General features: G+C 63.6%; 14 protein-coding genes. 8 read left to right on the forward strand and 6 right to left on the reverse strand.

All coding sequences use genetic code 11. From position 1 onward, the window contains the following. The first annotated feature begins 439 nt into the window (after positions 1–439). A complete protein-coding gene (locus LJX93_RS10710; RefSeq protein ID WP_227697164.1) occupies positions 440–886 on the forward strand; it encodes a GNAT family N-acetyltransferase in 447 nt (148 codons plus the stop codon). On the opposite strand, the gene LJX93_RS10715 is transcribed toward LJX93_RS10710, so the two are convergent. Both LJX93_RS10715 and LJX93_RS10720 read right to left on the reverse strand, forming a co-directional pair. Further along, positions 887–2,707 carry a DAHL domain-containing protein gene (locus LJX93_RS10715; protein WP_033697285.1) on the reverse strand — a complete coding sequence of 607 codons (1,821 nt, stop codon included), beginning with the start codon at positions 2,705–2,707 and terminating at the stop codon, positions 887–889. It abuts the gene before it with no gap. Further along, on the reverse strand, positions 2,704–3,669 hold the full coding sequence (locus LJX93_RS10720; protein ID WP_227697165.1) for a cytochrome-c peroxidase: 966 nt from the start codon (positions 3,667–3,669) through the stop codon (positions 2,704–2,706). The genes LJX93_RS10715 and LJX93_RS10720 overlap by 4 nt, the downstream gene beginning before the upstream one ends. A gap of 137 nt (positions 3,670–3,806) precedes the next feature. On the opposite strand from LJX93_RS10720, the gene LJX93_RS10725 reads away from it, so the two are divergent. Then, positions 3,807–5,159 (forward strand): HD domain-containing phosphohydrolase, encoded by a 1,353-nt coding sequence (locus tag LJX93_RS10725; RefSeq protein WP_033697286.1) that lies wholly within the window; start codon positions 3,807–3,809, stop codon positions 5,157–5,159. A 9-nt stretch (positions 5,160–5,168) separates the two neighbouring features. On the opposite strand, the gene LJX93_RS10730 is transcribed toward LJX93_RS10725, so the two are convergent. Together LJX93_RS10730 and LJX93_RS10735 are read right to left on the reverse strand one after the other, a co-directional pair. Further along, on the reverse strand, positions 5,169–5,552 hold the full coding sequence (locus tag LJX93_RS10730; RefSeq protein ID WP_033697287.1) for a tautomerase family protein: 384 nt from the start codon (positions 5,550–5,552) through the stop codon (positions 5,169–5,171). Between the two features lie 94 nt (positions 5,553–5,646). After that, the gene (locus LJX93_RS10735) at positions 5,647–6,471 is read right to left on the reverse strand and encodes an aldo/keto reductase (RefSeq protein WP_033697288.1); all 825 of its coding nucleotides are present in this window, start codon (positions 6,469–6,471) and stop codon (positions 5,647–5,649) included. Between the two features lie 247 nt (positions 6,472–6,718). Here LJX93_RS10735 and LJX93_RS10740 point away from each other — a divergent pair, with 247 nt between their 5' ends. Continuing rightward, positions 6,719–7,597, forward strand: coding sequence for a DMT family transporter (locus LJX93_RS10740; RefSeq protein WP_033697289.1), 879 nt, complete (start codon positions 6,719–6,721; stop codon positions 7,595–7,597). A gap of 12 nt (positions 7,598–7,609) precedes the next feature. Here the strand turns inward: LJX93_RS10740 and LJX93_RS10745 are convergent, their stop codons facing one another. Further along, positions 7,610–8,515, reverse strand: coding sequence for a LysR family transcriptional regulator (locus LJX93_RS10745; RefSeq protein ID WP_033699993.1), 906 nt, complete (start codon positions 8,513–8,515; stop codon positions 7,610–7,612). 382 nt (positions 8,516–8,897) lie between these two features. Here LJX93_RS10745 and katG point away from each other — a divergent pair, with 382 nt between their 5' ends. The 3 genes from katG (at position 8,898) to LJX93_RS10760 (ending at position 14,047) form a co-directional block, all read left to right on the forward strand. Then, positions 8,898–11,156, forward strand: a complete 2,259-nt coding sequence (gene katG, locus LJX93_RS10750) for a catalase/peroxidase HPI (protein ID WP_186660051.1) — start codon at positions 8,898–8,900, stop codon at positions 11,154–11,156. A gap of 221 nt (positions 11,157–11,377) precedes the next feature. Further along, the gene (locus LJX93_RS10755) at positions 11,378–12,589 is read left to right on the forward strand and encodes a M24 family metallopeptidase (RefSeq protein WP_033697291.1); all 1,212 of its coding nucleotides are present in this window, start codon (positions 11,378–11,380) and stop codon (positions 12,587–12,589) included. A gap of 123 nt (positions 12,590–12,712) precedes the next feature. Then, positions 12,713–14,047, forward strand: coding sequence for an MFS transporter (locus LJX93_RS10760; protein ID WP_095065208.1), 1,335 nt, complete (start codon positions 12,713–12,715; stop codon positions 14,045–14,047). A gap of 52 nt (positions 14,048–14,099) precedes the next feature. Here the strand turns inward: LJX93_RS10760 and LJX93_RS10765 are convergent, their stop codons facing one another. Continuing rightward, positions 14,100–15,092, reverse strand: coding sequence for a GlxA family transcriptional regulator (locus tag LJX93_RS10765; RefSeq protein WP_033697293.1), 993 nt, complete (start codon positions 15,090–15,092; stop codon positions 14,100–14,102). A 183-nt stretch (positions 15,093–15,275) separates the two neighbouring features. Between LJX93_RS10765 and pssA the strand changes: the two genes are divergently transcribed. After that, complete coding sequence (gene pssA, locus LJX93_RS10770; protein WP_084213381.1) at positions 15,276–16,604, forward strand: CDP-diacylglycerol--serine O-phosphatidyltransferase; 1,329 nt, start codon at positions 15,276–15,278, stop codon at positions 16,602–16,604. Between the two features lie 83 nt (positions 16,605–16,687). After that, positions 16,688–17,854 (forward strand): GGDEF domain-containing protein, encoded by a 1,167-nt coding sequence (locus LJX93_RS10775; protein ID WP_227697166.1) that lies wholly within the window; start codon positions 16,688–16,690, stop codon positions 17,852–17,854. The last annotated feature ends 10 nt before the right edge of the window (positions 17,855–17,864 follow it).

Here is a 17,864-nt window from a genome sequence, read left to right on the forward strand (position 1 = left end):
AATGGGTGGTGCTTAATTGGTACATGCATACCGCCTTGCTTAAGCGTCGGTCGCCAGCGTCAGGGTATTTTTTTAAGGGGGTTGTGGATGCCTGGAGGTTGTATTCGGGGCCACTCGGTGCCCGTCTTGGGTTTTGCAGCGCCCATGAGATCGAGCGCCGCGCGGGCGGCGCTCGATTTCCGCGCCACCTCCAAAACCAAGACAGGCACCTAGCCGCCATCGCCTATCTCCCGACACGTACCTAGCAACCCCACTTCCCCAACATTCCGTGAAGAACCATTCTTGTGCCGTTATTTCAAGCGCCAGACCGGAGTTTCGTTGTCCCACTACCGCAGGCACGTGCATGAGGCCAACGGCCAAGGCTGAGCCACAGGTAGGGCGTGCGCCGCACCCGTGAATGCGTGCATTATCCGGTTTCGACAAGACAAGGAAGACGACCGTGCAAGTACGCAAGCTGACCCACGATGACCTGCCCCACGCCAGCGCCCTCTGCCTGGATGCATTCACCCAGGCCGTTGCGCCCTCGCTGTCGGCACAGGGGGTGGAAACCTTCGCCAAGGTAGCTGCGGCGCAGGCGTTTGCCGAACGCATGGCCGGCGACAACCTGATGCTGGTCTGTGTCGCAGAGGGAGTGATCACCGGGCTGATCGAACTCAAGCAAGGGCGCCACGTGGCGATGCTGTTTGTCGCGCCAAGTTGGCAGCGTCGGGGCGTGGGCACGCGCCTGATGAACGCAGCGCTGGAGCAGGCGAGAGCGGCGGTAGTGACGGTCAGCGCATCGTTGAGCTCGGTGGCCGCCTACCAACGCTACGGATTCGCACTGGCAGGGGATGTAGGCGAGATTGCCGGGCTGATCTATCAGCCGATGGAAAAGCGCCTGCCTTGATCAACGAATGGCCGCTTGTGCCTGGCGCACCGGCAGTTCGACCCTGAACGTGGTGCCCACGCCGACCTCGCTGTGCACATGGATCTCGCCGCAGTGGCGCTTGATGATGCCGTACGACAGCGACAACCCCAACCCGGTGCCTTGGCCGACCGGCTTGGTGGTGTAGAAGGGGTCGAAGATCTTCTGCAGGCTCTGTGCAGGAATGCCGCAGCCGTTGTCGGCCACTTCGATCCACACCTTGTCGTCGTTGGCGCAACCGGTGCGCACGGTGATGGTGCCGCGCTCGGTGCCCATGGCGTGGGCTGCATTGACCACCAGGTTCATGATCACCTGGTTGATTTGTGACGGCAGGCACTCGACCTCTGGCAGCACACCGTATTGCTTGACCAGGTCGGCCTTGTACTTGAGCTCGCTGGCCGCGATGTTCAGGGTCGAGTCGATGCCCTGGTGCAAGTTGGCCCATTGCCAATCCTGGCTGCTGTCCACCCGCGAAAAGTCTTTGAGGTCCCTGACGATCTGCCCGACGCGGCTGATGCCGTCCTTGGACTCACTGATCAGCAACGGAATATCGTCGAGAATGTATGCCAGCTCCATTTCGCTGCGCAGTTTCACCAAGCTCGCCTGCAGCGTCGCCGGGCCGATGGCCGGCTCTGCGTCACGGTAGGCCTTGAGCATGTCCTGCAAGCGGGCGAAGTAGGTGCCCAGCGCCCCCAGGTTGGAGGAGACGAAGCCGATTGGGTTGTTGACCTCATGGGCGATGCCCGCCGCCAGTTGGCCAAGGGAGGCGAGTTTTTCTGATTGCACCAGCTGGCTTTCGAGCAGCTTGCGTTCATCGATCTCGCGCTGCAGCGCCGCGCTGGCCTGGGTCAGTGCCTGGGTGCGGCGCGCGACCCGTTGTTCCAGTTCATCGTTGGCGACTACAAGCGCGCGGTTGACCCGGTTTATCTCGCCGAAGCTGCGCAACAGCCACACCGCCATGTACAGCAACAGCAAGACCAACAGGGTAGAGAACACCAGCAGGTAGAAGTGGTAGCGCTGATTGACCAGCAGCGCCGTGCGTTCGTCACGGTCGAGCATCATGGCAATGGCATCCAGGTGCGCGGCGACCGGCAAGGCGCCGATCTGCTCAAGCAACTGATTGACCTTGGGCTGCTCGCGCAGGATCAACGCAATGTGGTTGCTGAGGGTGTCGATGGGCGCATGAAACTCCAGCGGCAGGCGCTCTTTGTTGACCGCCAGCTTGTTCAGGCCGACGAGGATGTCAGCCGCCTTGTCATCCGTGGTCATCTGGGCGAACTCAAGGCTGCTGAGCATCAGGTCGTAGGTGTCGGTAGAAATGTTGTGCAAGCGCAGTGCGTCGGCATCGGCCAACTGCCCCAGTTGTGCCTGGATACCGTCGGCGGCGGCGGGCAGAAACGCCAGGGAGTTGCGCAGCACGGCGTTATGCGACTTGAAGCGCTCGACGTAGTTTGCCTTTTCCTCGAACGCCTGCTGGTAGTCGGCGTAGGCCTGGCGCCATGCCGGGGAGTTACCGTGCTGGTTGCGGGTTTCAATGCTTTCGAAAGCCCGCCACAGGCGCTTCATCTCGACCACTGGCCAGACCAAGGGGTCGTAGTTGTAGTTGATGCTGGTGCGGGCCTTGAGTATTTCGTTTTCCCATTGCGAGTCGTTTTGCTTGATCTGCCGGATCAGGTCACGGGCCTGGGTGTAGGTACCGCTCTCGTCGGCCTTGGACATCAGGTACAGGTAGACCAGCACCGAGGCCAGCAACACGGCACTGGTCGTCAACAACAGCAAGCTGCGGCGGCGGGTCAGTCTCATAGGGGGTTGCCCTCCCATTCACCGGTCAGGGTCTTTAGAAACTGAATGATCAGCGCTTTATCGTCGGTGCTTGGCGTGCGCCCCAATTGGTAGCGGAACATGACGTCCACCGCCGCTTCCAGGGTCGGCGCCGAACCATCGTGAAAGTACGGGGCGGTGACCGCGACATTGCGCAGGCTGGGCACCTTGAACACATGCCGGTCTTCTTCATCGCCCGTGACGTTGAAGCGCCCCAGGTCGGCAGGCGTGGGGTTGCCGCGGTCGGCGAAAAAATCGCCCAGCACGCCGAACTTCTGCAGCATGTTGCCGCCGATATTGACGCCTTGGTGGCAGGCAATGCAGCCGTATTCCTGAAACCGCGCGTAGCCGTATTTTTCGTCCTTGCTGAGGATCTCGGTGTCGCCCTGCAGGTAGCGGTCAAAGCGTGAATCCGGGGTCAACAGCGTGCGTTGAAAGGTGGCCAGCGCGTCCTGAAGGGTATGTTCATCCACCGCCTTGCCATAAGCCTTGGCAAACCCTGCGCGGTAGCTTGGGTCTGCGGCGATGCGCTGCACAACCACTTGCCAGTCGCTGCCCATTTCGCCTGGGCGCTGGACCACCAGGTGGGCCTGCTCTTCGAGGGTTTGCGCACGGCCATCCCAGAACTGGCGAAAGTTCAGGCTGGCGTTGAACACGCTGGGGGTATTGACCGGCAAGGGCTTGCCATCGACGCCGAGCGAGCGCACCTGGCCGTCGGCGCCCCCTTGGTCAAGCCGGTGGCAACTGGCACAGGCCAGGCTGGCGTTGCTCGACAAGCGCGGGTCATTGAACAGTTTGCGGCCCAGTTCGACCCGCTCAGGCGCTAATGCAGGCACCGCGGGCAATGGGGTGAGGGGCCCGCCAATGGCCTGTGCCAACCCAATCGAAGGCACCAGGAGCAACAGCACGCCCGCGCACGTGCGAAACGGCGGGTGGATAGGCATCGGGCAACCCTCCCTGGTGACAACGCGCTATGCCGCTGAGAATAGTCAGTGCCGTGCGCCAGCGCTAACCGATGGGGCAAATGTCATCTAGCCTGTAACCAAGGACCCGTTTGATTACCCGGTGCACGGAGGGGACCATGGAACAACCGGTAATGGATGATGTGGCCGACAGCGCCTGTGAGAAAGCCGTCGTGCTGCTGGTAGACGACGAGGCCTCGATTCTCAACAGCCTGCGCCGGCTGCTGCGTGGCCAGCCCTATGATGTGTTGCTGGCCGAAAGCGGCGCTCAGGCCCTTGAGCTGCTTGAACAGCAGCCCGTCAACTTGGTGATCAGCGATGCCCGCATGCCCGGCATGGATGGCGCGACCTTGCTGGCCCAGGTGCACCAGCGCTTTCCTGGCACCTTGCGCATCCTGCTGACTGGTTATGCCGACATGGCCACGATCACCAAGGCGATCAATGACGGCCAGATTCACCGCTACATCAGCAAACCCTGGAATGACGAAGAGATGCTGGTGACCGTGCGCCAGGCCCTGGCCTTGCAACACTCGGAAAGCGAGCGACGGCGCCTGGAGGCGCTGACCCAGGCACAGAACCAGCAGTTGAAGGTGCTCAATGCCAGCCTCGAACAGCGTGTCGCGGCGCGCACCGCCGAGCTGCAGCAAACGGCCGACATGCTCGACCTTGCCTACGAAGAGCTCAAGCACAGTTACGTCACCGGCACCGAGGTGTTCTCGCTGCTGGCCAACCTGCGCCTGCCCAAGCCCAAGCAGACCAACCGCCAGGTCATCGAACTGATTCGTGTGTACTGCACCCGCCATGGCCTGGACGAAGCCAGCCGCCGCGACCTGACCATGGCTGCCGCCCTGTACAACATCGGCAAGATGAGCTGGACCGACAGCATGCTGACCTGCCCGGTGGACCTGCTGCCGCATACCGAGCGCGACCTGTATCGGTCGTACCCGAAACAGAGCGAATCGCTGGTGATGACCCTGGAACCGATGAAAGAAGCGGCGCAACTGATCTTGCACCATCAGGAACGTTGGGATGGCAGCGGCTTCCCCGACCATCTCAAGGGCGAGGCCATCCCCCTTGGGGCGCGCTGGTTGAAGCTGGCCGTGGACTTCATCGAGTTGCAACGCGGCCTGGTGCTGGAGCGGCAGATGAACAGCGATGAGGCCTTGATGTACATCCGCAAATACGCAGGCAAGCTGTATGACCCGGCGCTTGTGGAAGACTTTGTAAACGTCTGCGCGGAGTTTCTCAGCGATGTGACCCTGGCCGACCCGACGGTGCAGGCCCTGGGTACCCGCGACCTGGCCGCCGGCATGGTCCTGGTGCGCAATCTGAATGCGGACAACGGCATGCTCTTGCTCAATGCCGGCAAGGTGCTGAGTACGGCGTTGGTGGAAAAGCTGATTGCCTTCGAGCAGATGGAGGGGGGCAAGTACAGCGTGTTCGTTCGCGTCCCCGAGGGGGCTGTGACTTGAGCCCCCCTGTCAGATAGCATACTGAGCGATGCCGTTACCGAACGACCAGTTCTCCTTGCGCACTTCGACCAGATTGATGAAGACGTCCTCCTTGCGCACACCGGCCTCGCGGTTGAGCCCTTCGGCGATGGCCAGGTACAGCGCCTTCTTCTGATCTACCGTGCGCCCTTCGCTCAAGGTGATCTGGATGAAAACCTGGCCGTCGGTGCGGGCGATGCCCAGGTACTGTGGGTCGTTCACCAGGCGGTCGTCGTCGTGCTCGGTCAGTACCTGGAAGTTGTCGTGCTCAGGGACGTTGATCGTTGCCCTGAGCGCGGCGTAGACCACTTGACCGACCCTCGGCAGGTGCGTGGGGTCTGGGTGTCTCTTGCTGTCGATGCGTACCAGCGGCATGGGCGGCTCCTTGGCAGAAGGGCGGTGCCCATGAGCTTAGCCTGTTCAGCAAAGGGTGCAGTACGCGTCGACAGCGCATGGCTACAGCGCCTTATCAGCTGTTCCAGTCGGGTGCAAAATCGGGGCTTACCACGCGCTGATCCTTCGGCAAGCCTGCGATCAACGCCCGGTCTTCATCATCCAGCCGTACCTCCAGCGCCGCCAGGTTCGCCAATTGGTTTTCGCGGCTGCTGGCCTTGGGGATCACTGCGACGCCGTCCTGGTCGAGCAGCCACTGCAGCGCCACCTGGCTTGGCAGTACGCCGTGCTTGCGCGCAATCGACTGGATCACCGGTTGCTGCGCCGCCTGGCCACGGGCCAGCGGGGTATAGGCGGTAAGCAGCAGGTCATGGCTGCGGGCATAGTCGAGCAGCGGTTGCTGGTCGAGCAGCACGTGGTACTCCACCTGGATAGCCGACAACGGCGCGCCCAGCGTCTCGATCACCTGGCGCAGCAGGCCGAGGGGGAAATTGGCCACGCCGATGCTGCGCGCCTTTCCTTCGTCACGCAGCGCTACCAGGGTCTCGATGCTGCGGGCCAGGTCCCAGTCCTTGCCGGGCCAGTGGATATGAAACAGGTCTACCTGGTCGGTGCCCAGGGCGCGCAGGCTGTCTTCCAGTGACTGACGCATGGCCTTGGGTTCAAGGCGATCCCACCACACCTTGGTGGTCAGGTGGATCTGCTCGCGTGGCACGTCGCTGTCGCGCAGGGCTTGGCCCACGGCGGATTCATTGTCGTAGGCAGTGGCGGTGTCGATGTGTCGATAGCCCAGTTCCAGGGCCTGGCGCACGGCGTGGGTGCACTCGGTGCCGGTCATCGGCCAGGTGCCCAGGCCGATGCAGGGCAGGTCCAGGCCGTTGTGAGTGGTGAGCCTTCGCATGACGATTCCTTGTAGTGGTTACAGAGTCCGTAACGGATGGTCTACGATCAGCCCGGTGCGAACCATGCGCGGCAGGCGGAAAGTGGTCGATCAGCGAACGGAAATTGCTTTTGGCCTGGACAGGCGGCAATTGAACTTCCTTATGCTCGTGCATCTCTTCTAGAATTCCAGCTGTTACATCCGCCAGGCCAGCCCTGTGCGGCTTTCCCTGGGCGTTGCATCCAGCCGCGCCGCCGTCGAGAACGCCATGAGTTCCAGCACACCGCTGTCCGGAGTCAACCAACCACTGCGTGGCATCGCCCTGGTGGTGGTGGCGACGTTCCTGTTTGCCAGTCACGATGCCCTGTCAAAATTCCTCGGTGGCCTGTACCCGATCATCATGGTGGTATGGGCGCGCTATCTGGTGCACACCTTGCTGATGGCCGGGATCTTCCTGCCCAAGTCGGGCCTCAATGTGCTGCGCACCCGCCGCCCGCTGTTGCAGACCCTGCGTGCCCTGAGCCTGTTGAGCACCAGCCTGTTGTTCACTACCGGCCTGCAGTATCTGCCGCTGGCCGAAGCCACTGCGGTCAACTTCCTGGCGCCGGTGCTGGTCACGGCCTTGTCGGCCCCGCTGCTCAAGGAGCGGGTGACGGTGGGGCAGTGGGTGGCGGTGGTGATGGGCTTTATCGGCGTGCTGGTGGTGGTGCACCCCGGCGGCGCGATGTTCACGCCGGCAATCCTGTACCCCTTCGGCTCGGCGCTGGGCTTCTGCTTCTATCAGTTGCTGACGCGGATTCTGGCCGCTCACGACAGCCCTACCACCAGCAACTTCTATGCAGGGCTGTGCAACACCCTGGCGATGAGTGCGCTGGTGCCGTTCTTCTGGGAGGTGCCGCGTTGGGACCACGCGCTGTTGATGCTGGCGCTCGGCGGGTTCGGCATGACCGCCCACCTGCTGCTGACCCAGGCGTTTCGCCATGCCGCCCCCGCGCTGCTGGCGCCGTTCAGTTATTGCCAGATCGTGTTTGCCGGGCTGCTCGGTATGTTGTTCTACAGCCAGGTGCCGGACAGCCTGAGCCTGGTGGGCATCTCGATCATCTGCCTCAGTGGCCTGGGCGCCGCCTGGATGCAGCGGCGCAAGTGAAATTGCCCGTGTTCACGGCAACGCCATGAACTGCAGGATACGCTCGCGCAACCAGCGTTCGGCCGGGTCGTTGTCCTGGGCGCCACTCCAGACCATGGACAGCTCCGCTTCGGTGATCTCGAAGGGTGCCGGGTCGGCGCGCAGGCTGCCGTCATCGGCCAGGGCGCAGGCGGCGTAGTCCGGTACCGTGGCGATCAGCTCGGTGTTGCGCAGCAGCGCACGCAGGCTGCCGAACTGCGGCACGGCCAGCACCACCTTGCGGCAACGGCCGATGCGCGCCAGGTCGAGGTCGATATTGCCGCTCATGTCGCCAGAGAACGACACCATCACATGCGGCCGGGCGCAGTACTCGTCCAGGGTCAGTGGCCCCGGGCGATCGTCGGCGCGCAGCACCCGTACGCCAATGTCGCGCAACTTGCGGCGCTTGGCGGTGGCGGGCAGGTCGGTGGTATAGCTCACCCCAACCGAAATCTCGCCGCTGGCCAGCAGCCCCGGCATCAACAGGAAATTGGCCCGCCGCACCACCACGCTGATCTCCGGCGCCTCTTCGCGCAGGGCCTGGAGCAGGGCGGGGAACAGGCCGAACTCGGCATCGTCCGACAGCCCGAGGCGGAATACATTGCAGCTGTTGGCCGGGTCGAATGCCCGCGCTCGGCTGATGGCCGAGGAGATCACATCCATGGCCGGCCCCAGCTCGGTGAAAATCTGCATCGCCCGCGGCGTGGGCTCCATGGCCCGGCCATTGCGGATCAACAACGGGTCGTCGAACAGCTCGCGCAGGCGGGCGAGGGCGGCGCTGACGGTGGGCTGGGTGATGAACAGCTTTTCACCGACGCGGGTCAGGTTGCGTTCGATCATCAGGGCTTCGAACAGCACCAGCAGGTTCATGTCGACGCGGCGCAGGTCGTTGCGGTTCATGGGGCATGGCTCACGTTGGCTGGAAGGTTCGCGGTGCATTGAAGCACGGCGCCGGCCGTTGTGCCTTGTATGGATGTGCCGGCCTTATGGCGGGCCGGATCGGCGCTGACAGAGCCAGCCTATTACGCCGGAATACTGGCTCTATTAGAAGTCTGCCCAAGCTCGACTAGTCTTTCCTCTGGCCCTGCGAATTGCCCATGTGGGCGGCGTCTGAGCACCTGTATTCAAGACCCTGCCGCCATGGCGTGACAGCGTTGCAAGCCCCGTGTCGGCAAAAGACCGACCCGACCTGATGAGGGGTAGGCACGAGCCCCAGTGCTCGGCTGATAGAACACCTGGCATAGACCGGAAATCTGGATAACCGACCCAAAGGTACCCACAGATGTCGAACGAATCGAAATGCCCGTTCCATCAAACCGCAGGTGGCGGCACCACCAACCGTGACTGGTGGCCTGACCAGCTCAACCTGAGAATCCTCCACCAACATTCGTCCAAGTCCGACCCGATGGACCCGGACTTCGACTACGCCAAAGCCTTCAAGAGCCTCGACTTCCAGGCCCTCAAGCAAGACTTGACGGCCCTGATGACCGACTCGCAGGACTGGTGGCCCGCCGACTTCGGCCACTATGGCCCGCTGTTTATCCGCATGGCCTGGCACAGCGCCGGTACCTACCGTATTGGTGATGGCCGGGGTGGCGCAGGCTCTGGTCAGCAGCGCTTCGCGCCGCTCAATAGCTGGCCGGACAACGTCAGCCTGGACAAGGCCCGGCGCCTGCTATGGCCGATCAAGCAGAAGTACGGCAACAAGATTTCCTGGGCCGACCTGATCGTGCTCACCGGCAACGTCGCGCTGGAGTCCATGGGCTTCAAGACCTTTGGTTTCTCGGGCGGGCGCGCCGATGTGTGGGAACCGGACGAAGACGTGTACTGGGGCTCGGAAAAGGTCTGGCTGGGCGGCGACACCCGCTACGGCAAGGAACAGCTCAAGGCCCAGACGCCCGGCCAGGGTGACCTGGTGGCCGAGCCTGCCAAGCATGGCGAAGAGCAAAGCCGCGACCTGCAGGCCGAGCGCAACCTGGAAAACCCGCTGGCCGCCGTGCAGATGGGCCTGATCTACGTCAACCCGGAAGGCCCGGAAGGCAACCCCGACCCGGTCGCCTCGGGCAAGGATATCCGCGAGACGTTCGGCCGCATGGCCATGAATGACGAAGAGACCGTGGCCCTGATCGCCGGTGGCCATGCGTTCGGCAAGACCCACGGCGCCGGCCCCGCCGACAATGTCGGCGCCGAACCCGAGGCCGCCGGGCTTGAGCTGCAGGGCCTGGGCTGGGCGAACACGTTCGGCACCGGCAAAGGCCCCGATACCATCACCAGCGGCCTCGAAGTGACTTGGACCTCGACGCCGACGCGCTGGAGCAACGAGTACCTCAACAACCTGTTCAACTTCGACTGGGAACTGACCAAGAGCCCGGCCGGCGCGCACCAGTGGCGGCCGAAGGAAGGCAAAGGCGCCGGCACCGTGCCGGATGCCCATGACCCGGGCAAGAAACACGCACCCTCAATGCTCACCTCCGACCTGGCGCTGCGTTTCGACCCGATCTACGAGCCGATCGCCCGGCGCTTCAAGGACAACCCCGAGCAGTTGGCAGACGCCTTCGCCCGCGCCTGGTACAAGCTGATCCACCGCGACATGGGCCCGCTTGCGCGTTACCTCGGGCCGGAAATGCCCAACGAGGTACTGCTGTGGCAAGACCCGTTGCCCAAAGCCGAGCCCTCGTCGCTGAATGAGCAGGACATCGCTGCGCTCAAGGCCAAGGTGCTGGCCTCGGGCTTGAGCGTGGGTGAACTGGTGTCGACCGCCTGGGCGTCGGCTTCCACCTTCCGCGGGTCGGACAAGCGCGGTGGCGCCAATGGCGGGCGCTTGCGCCTGGCGCCGCAGAAAGGCTGGGCTGCCAACCAGGGCGTGGACAAGGTACTGGCGGCGCTGGAGAAAATTCAGGGCGAGTTCAACAACGGCGGCAAGCAGGTCTCCCTGGCCGACCTGATCGTGCTGGCCGGTACTGCAGCGGTGGAAAAGGCCGCCAAGGATGCCGGTTACACGGGCAGCGTGGGGTTCCGCCCCGGTCGCGTCGACGCGACCCAGGAACAGACCGACGTCGAGTCGTTCGCGGTGCTGGAGCCGCTGGCGGATGGCTTCCGCAATTTCACCAAGGACCGTTACAGCGTCAAGGCCGAGAAGCTGTTGCTGGACAAGGCGCAACTGCTGACCCTCACCGCCCCCGAGCTGACCGCGCTGATCGGTGGCCTGCGCGTACTGGGCGCCAACCAGGGTGGCAGCAAGGACGGCGTGTTCACCGACCGGCCCGGTACCCTGAGCAACGACTTCTTCCGCAACCTGCTGGACATGGGCGTGGAGTGGAAGCCGACCTCGGCCGACAACGAAGCCTTCGAAGGCCGGGACCGCAAGACCGGGCAGGTGAAATGGACTGGCAGCCGCGTCGACCTGGTGTTCGGCTCGCATGCCCAGTTGCGCGCGCTGAGCGAGGTATATGGCAGCAGCGATGGCCAGGCCAAGTTCATCAAGGACTTCGTTGCTGCCTGGGTAAAAGTGATGGAGCTTGATCGCTTTGATCTGAAGTAACGCCATCAGTACGTGGGGGCGCTGTGCGCCCCATTCGCGGCGCAAGGCCGCTTCCACAGGGTGTGGGGGCGGCCTTTTGTCGCAAATGGCCGGCAAAGCAGCCCTGGCCATCCCGCCAATTCCAGGTCGGATAGATACAAAAGCGTCCTTGTTCGTTCTGTTGCAATGCTTCTCAGGCGGCCGGCCTGAACAGCGTGCTCACAACGACAAGGAACCCGACCATGCAAATGCCAAAGACCCTGAAGATCCGTAACGGCGAAAAGGTCAAAGCGACTTTCTCCGCACAGGAATACGCAGCCCGCCACGCCCGTCTGCGGGCCTACATGGCCGAGCAGGACATCGAGGCGGCGATCTTCACCTCGTACCACAACGTCAATTACTACAGCGACTTCCTCTATTGCTCGTTCGGCCGCCCGTACGCGCTGGTCGTGACCCAGGACAAGGTCGTCTCGATCAGCGCCAATATCGATGGCGGCCAACCTTGGCGGCGCACGGTCGGTACCGACAACATCGTCTACACCGACTGGCAACGCGACAACTACTTCGTTGCCATCCAGCAGGCGCTGCCGCTGGCCTCGCGCATCGGCGTGGAGTACGACCACCTCAACCTGCAAAACCATGGCAAGCTCGCTGCCTGCTACCCCAAGGCCGAGCTGCTGGACATCGGCGCCCCGTGCATGCGCATGCGCATGATCAAGTCCGCCGAAGAGCAGGCGTTGATCCGCCACGGTGCCCAGGTGGCCGATATCGGCGGCGCTGCGGTGGTCGAGGCCCTGCGTGAGCATGTGCCAGAGTACGAAGTGGCCTTGCATGCTACCCAGGCCATGGTGCGTGAAATTGCCAAACGCTTCCCCGACGGCGAACTGATGGACACCTGGACCTGGTTCCAGTCCGGGCTCAACACCGATGGCGCGCACAACCCGGTTACCAGCCGCAAGGTCGGCAAGGGCGAGATCCTCAGCCTCAACTGCTTCCCGATGATCGCCGGCTATTACACGGCGCTTGAACGCACCCTGTTCCTTGACCATTGCCCGGATGATCACCTGCGCCTGTGGCAGGCCAACGTCGAGGTGCACGAAGCAGGGCTGAAACTGGTGCGCCCGGGCATGCGCTGCAGCGACATTGCCCGTGAGCTGAACGAGATCTTCCTGCGTCACGACCTGCTGCAGTACCGCACGTTCGGCTATGGCCATTCGTTCGGCACCCTCAGCCACTACTACGGCCGCGAGGCGGGGCTCGAGCTGCGCGAAGACATCGACACCGTGCTGGAGCCCGGCATGGTGGTGTCGATCGAGCCGATGATCATGCTGCCCGAGGGTCGGCCGGGTGCTGGCGGCTACCGCGAGCATGACATCCTGATCGTCAACGACAACGGTGCCGAGAACATCACGCGCTTCCCGTATGGCCCGGAGCACAACATCATTCGCAAATAACGCCCGGTGCCGGCCTTTTTGGGCGGGGGGTTGCCCCGCAAAGAGGCCGGCACGCACACCACAATAATTACTGAATGACCATTAGACCCTGCCTCCAATTAGAAGAATCAGAGGGTACCCGTCATGTCCAGCACCACCCTGAACGCTTCCACTCTCGACGGCTCCGTGCCTAGCGCCGAACGCCAGGCCTTGCGCAAGGCCGCGCGCGCCAGTTTCATGGGCAACTTCGTCGAATGGTTCGATTACGCCGCCTACGGCTACCTTGCAACCATCATTGCCGCTACGTTTTTCCCGCAAACCGACAAGACCAGCGGTTTGCTGGCAACCTTCGCGGTGTTTGCCCTGTCGTTTCTCGTTCGCCCCTTGGGCGGGGTGGTCTGGGGCCATTTCGGCGACCGCCACGGGCGGCGCAACGCGCTGTCGTTGTCGATCCTGATCATGTCGATTTCGACCTTCTGCATCGGGCTGCTGCCCGGCTACGCGCAAATCGGCGTGTGGGCGCCGTGCCTGTTGTTGTTGATCCGCCTGGTACAGGGCTTTTCGGCCTCGGGCGAGTATGCGGGGGCGTCGGCGTTTCTGGCTGAGTACGCACCGCAGGGCCGGCGCGGGCTGTATACCAGCATCGTGCCGGCCAGTACGGCGGCGGGGTTGTTGTTCGGCGCGGCGTTCGTGGCGGTGCTGCATGAGGTGCTTAGCAGCGAAGACCTGCACAGCTGGGGCTGGCGGCTGCCGTTTCTGCTCGCGGCACCCTTCGGCCTGGTAGGCCGATATATCCGCATGAGCCTGCAGGACACCCCCAAGTTTCTGGAGATGGAGCAGCGCCTGGAGAACAAGGCCTGCATGGTCCCGGCGCCGATCCGTGAGCTGCTGACCGCGCACCGCCGCAGCCTGGCCATCGGTATCGGCGTCACCTGCCTCAACGCGGTCGCGTTCTACCTGCTGCTCAGCTACATGCCCACGTACCTGTCCACCGAGCTGGGCATGGGCGAGCGGGATGCCTTCATCGCCTCGACCGTCTCGCTGGCCACCTACATCGGCCTGATCTTCCTGATGGGGCGGCTGTCTGACCATTTCGGCCGCAAGACCATGCTGGTGATCGCCTCGCTGTTGTTTCTGGGGCTTACCGTGCCGCTGTTCACCCTGCTAGATGGGCAGCCACTGCTGGTGATCCTGGCCATCCAGATCCTCTTCGGCGCGATGCTGGCGATGAACGACGGTACCTTGCCGTGCCTGTTGGCGGAGATCTTCCCGACCCGGGTACGCTTCAGCGGCTTTGCCCTGAGCTTCAATGTGGCCAATGCCTTGTTTGGCGGGACGGCGCCGTTCATTGCCACCTGGTTGATACAAGTGACCGGCAGCAAGCTGGCGCCGGCCGGGTACCTGCTGGCGGCGGCACTGGTGGCGCTGGTGGCGATGTTGATGTGCCGGGAGACGGCGCATGCGGCCTTGAAAGACTAGCGGGCTTTGCCGGCCGCTTCGCGGGGTTACCCGCGAAGCGGCATCCCCTCACTCAGTGCAACGAAGCCTGGCGCCGCTCCCCCAACGGCGACAGCCCAAAGAAGCGGCTGTAGCTCTTGGAGAAATGCGCCGGCGAGCTGAAGCCGCACGCCAGCGCCACCTCACGTACCTGCACATCGCTGCGCAGCAGCAGCTCCCGCGCGCGCGACAGCCGCAACTCCAGGTAGTACTGGCTGGGTGTCCGCTGCAGGTATTTATGGAACAACCGCTCCAACTGGCGCACGGTCACTTCGTTGAGGCTGGCCAGCTCCTCCAGCCCCAGTGGCTCTTCCAGGTTGGCCTCCATGATTGCCACCACCTGGCTCAGCTTGGGCTGGGCGCTGCCGAGCAACGTGCGCAGCGGCACCCGCTGGCGTTCCCGCTCGCCACGCACCCGGTCGCACAGCAGCAGCTCGGCCGCCTTGGCGGCGATGCCCTGGCCACCTTCCTCACGGGCCACCAGTTGCAGCATCATGTCCATGGCCGCCACACCGCCCGAGCAGGTATAGCGGTCGCGGTCCAGTTCGAACAGCTGGCCGGAAATGACGATACCGGGGAACTGCTCCTGCAAGGTCTGCATGTCTTCCCAGTGGATGGTACAGCGGTAGCCTTTGAGCAGCTCGGCCTTGGCCAGCAGGTAGCTGCCGGTGCAGATGCCGCCCAGCGGCAGGCGTTGACGGGCCAGTTGGCGTAGCCAGTCGATCAGTGGCCGGGTGCCACGGCTGCGGTCGATCGGGTTGGCACCGACCACCAGCAGGGCGTCCAGCGCAGGGGCGTTGTCGATACTGTGGTCAGGCAGCACGCGCATGCCGTTGCTGGCCATTACCGGCTCGTGGCTGGCGGCGATCAGCACAGTGCGAAACATCGGGCGGCGGGCGGCCAGGTTGGCCATGCGCAGGGTCTCCACCGCCGACGCCAGGCCGATGGTGGTGAAGTTGGGCAGGATCAGAAAGCCGAAGGTCTTGACGGTGCAGGGTGATACGGGTGCTGTAGCGGGGTGGACCATTGCGATCTTCCTGTGCAAGCTGAGGCATAGTTGGTCAGGGGCAGTGAAAAATCCAAGCCTCGCGTGTTTCTTGTTGTTATAGGTCGTTGCCGGGTCGATCTTACACCCCCGGCGCAGCGGCCAGGAATGGCTCCGCCGGCTGGCGGCTGCCAACATTGATTGCCTATAGAAGGTGAACGTTCAGTGAACCCCGAATCCATGCTGGCGGCATTGCCAGGTTTCGCCATGACACCCGCGTCGATCGAGGTGCTGCCCGATGCCAGGGCCTACCGCGCCTGCCTGCTCGAGCGCATCAGGGCGGCGACCCGGCGTATCGTCATCGTCGCGTTGTACCTGCAGGAAGACGAAGCCGGCCAGGAAGTGCTGGATGCCTTGTACCAGGCCAAAGCCGCGCGGCCAGGCCTGGAGATCACCATCGTGGTCGACTGGTTCCGTGCCCGGCGCGGCCTGCTGGGGGGCGGGCGGCAGCCGGGCAACGCTGCCTGGTATCAGGCCCAGCGCCAGCACCATGGCCTGGACATCGTCATCCATGGCGTGCCCGTGCAAACCCGCGAGCTGTTTGGTGTACTGCACCTTAAAGGCAGCATCATCGACGATTGCGTGATCTACACCGGCGCCAGTCTCAACAACGTCTACCTGCACCGTTTCGACCGCTACCGCCTGGATCGCTACCACCTGTTCCACTCACCGGCCCTGGCCGATGCCATGGTCGATCTGGTGCGTCGCCTGCTGCACCACACTGCCACGCCGCGCCTCGACCTGCCGGCACCGCCCTCGACCCGCAGCCTGCGCGGCGACATCCGGCGCTTGCGCGCGCGGCTGCGGCGCTTGGCCTATGACGTGCCTGCCAGCGCGTCGGGGCAGGGCCTGCGGGTGATCCCGCTGCTGGGTGTCGGGCGCGGCAATCTGCTCAACCGGGTGCTTTGCGCACTGCTGGGCGCTGCGCGCACGCAAATCGTCATCAGCACGCCGTACTTCAACCCGCCACGGGTATTGATGCGCGAGATCGACCATGCACTCGACCGAGGCGTGCGGGTGGAGCTGATTGTCGGCGATCGTACCGCCAATGACTTCTATATCGCGCCCGGCGAGCCGTTCAGTGCCAGCGGCGCGTTGCCTTACCTGTACGAAGACAACCTGCGCGCCTTCACCCGCCGTCGCCAGGCCGCTCTTGCCAGTGGCCAGCTTGAAGTGCGTATCTGGAACGACCCAGGGCACACCTTCCATGCCAAGGGGCTGTGGGTCGACCAGCGCTACTCGCTGTTGACCGGCAACAACCTGAACCCCCGAGGGTTCAACCTGGACCTGGAAAACGGCTTGCTGATCGATGACCCCGAGGCACAGTGGTTAGTGCCGCGCGAAGCCGAGTTGGCGGGGTTGCGCCAGCATGCGCGCAGGATCGATTCAGCTGCCGAGCTGGGGGTCAAGGCCGAGCACCCCAAGGAAGTGCGCAAGCTCTTGCGGCGGTTGCGCTACAGCCGCCTGGAACCGTTGATCAAGCGGGTGCTGTAACGCTGGTGAGAGGGCTCTGAAAAAGTCTTGCAAGCGCATACAATCAGGCCTTTTCCACGTTAACCAGATAGGCCAAACCGTCCATGGCGCTTGACCCCCCAACGATGCTGACAATCACCATCGCCCTGGCAGCTGCGGCTGCCTTGTACCTGGCGATCGAGTGGCGCAGTGTTCGCGAGCCTTCGCTGCTGTTGTGGAGCGCCGGCTTCGCCACGATCACCGTCGGCTCCACCCTGGCCCTGTTGCGGGGCATCGGCTTGCTGCTGATCGGTATCTGGTTCGCCAATGGCTTGCTGGTGGTGGCGCACGGGTTTTTCCTGCTGGGGGTGTTGCGCTTCACCCAGCACCGCCTGTCGCGCGCCTGGCTGCTGATGGTGGGGGTGTGGTTCGCCTTGCTGCTGTTGCCCGCCGGCCCGGAGTGGTCGAAGGTGATGCTGATGGTCAACTCGTTGCTGGTGGCGTTGCTGACGCTCAAAGCCAGTTTCCTGTTGAAGCCCCACGGCAGGTCGTTGAGCGTGGGCGCGGTGCAGTTGCGTTATGTGCTGCTGATTCATGGCCTGTTCTATGTGGCGAAGGCGATCACTGCGATTGCCCCGGGCACGCTGATTGACCTGGCGACGTTTGGCGGGCTGATCATCCAGGTTTCCCTGGTCGAGGGGGCGATGGCAATCATGCTGATTGCGCTGTCGATGACCGGTACGGTGCGTTATCGCCGTGAAGAGCGCATCGCCCGGCTGGCGGCACGGGACCCGCTGACGGCGTTATACAACCGCCGCGCGCTGGAAGTGCGGGCGACGCACTTTTTCAAAGAGGTGAGCCCGGCGCGGCCAGGCGCCTTGCTGCTGATCGACATCGACAATTTCAAACTGGTCAACGATTTGCACGGGCACATTGCCGGTGATCGGCTGTTGATCGCCTTGAGCGAGATGATGCGTGCGGTGTTGCCGGAGCGGTCACTGGCGGCGCGGCTTGGCGGCGACGAGTTTGTCATCCTGCTCAGTGCGGCGACCAGCGAGCGCGTGGTGGCGCTGGGCAGCCAGTTGCGTGAACAGTTTCAGCAGTTTGCGCTGCAAACGGTGCCCACGCCGCAGGCCGTGACCTTGAGCATCGGTGCCAACCTGTTCGACCAGCCGCCCGCGAGCCTGGCGGCGTTGATCGAGCAGGGAGATCTAGCGCTGTATCAGTCCAAGCGCGGTGGGCGCGACAGCATTCGCCTGGTCGACCGGACGCTGGTCAGCTCGGGCAGCTAGCAACGCTTGA

Source organism: Pseudomonas sp. HN2-3 (genome assembly GCF_020691745.1).
Taxonomy (GTDB): Bacteria; Pseudomonadota; Gammaproteobacteria; order Pseudomonadales; family Pseudomonadaceae; genus Aquipseudomonas; species Aquipseudomonas capeferrum.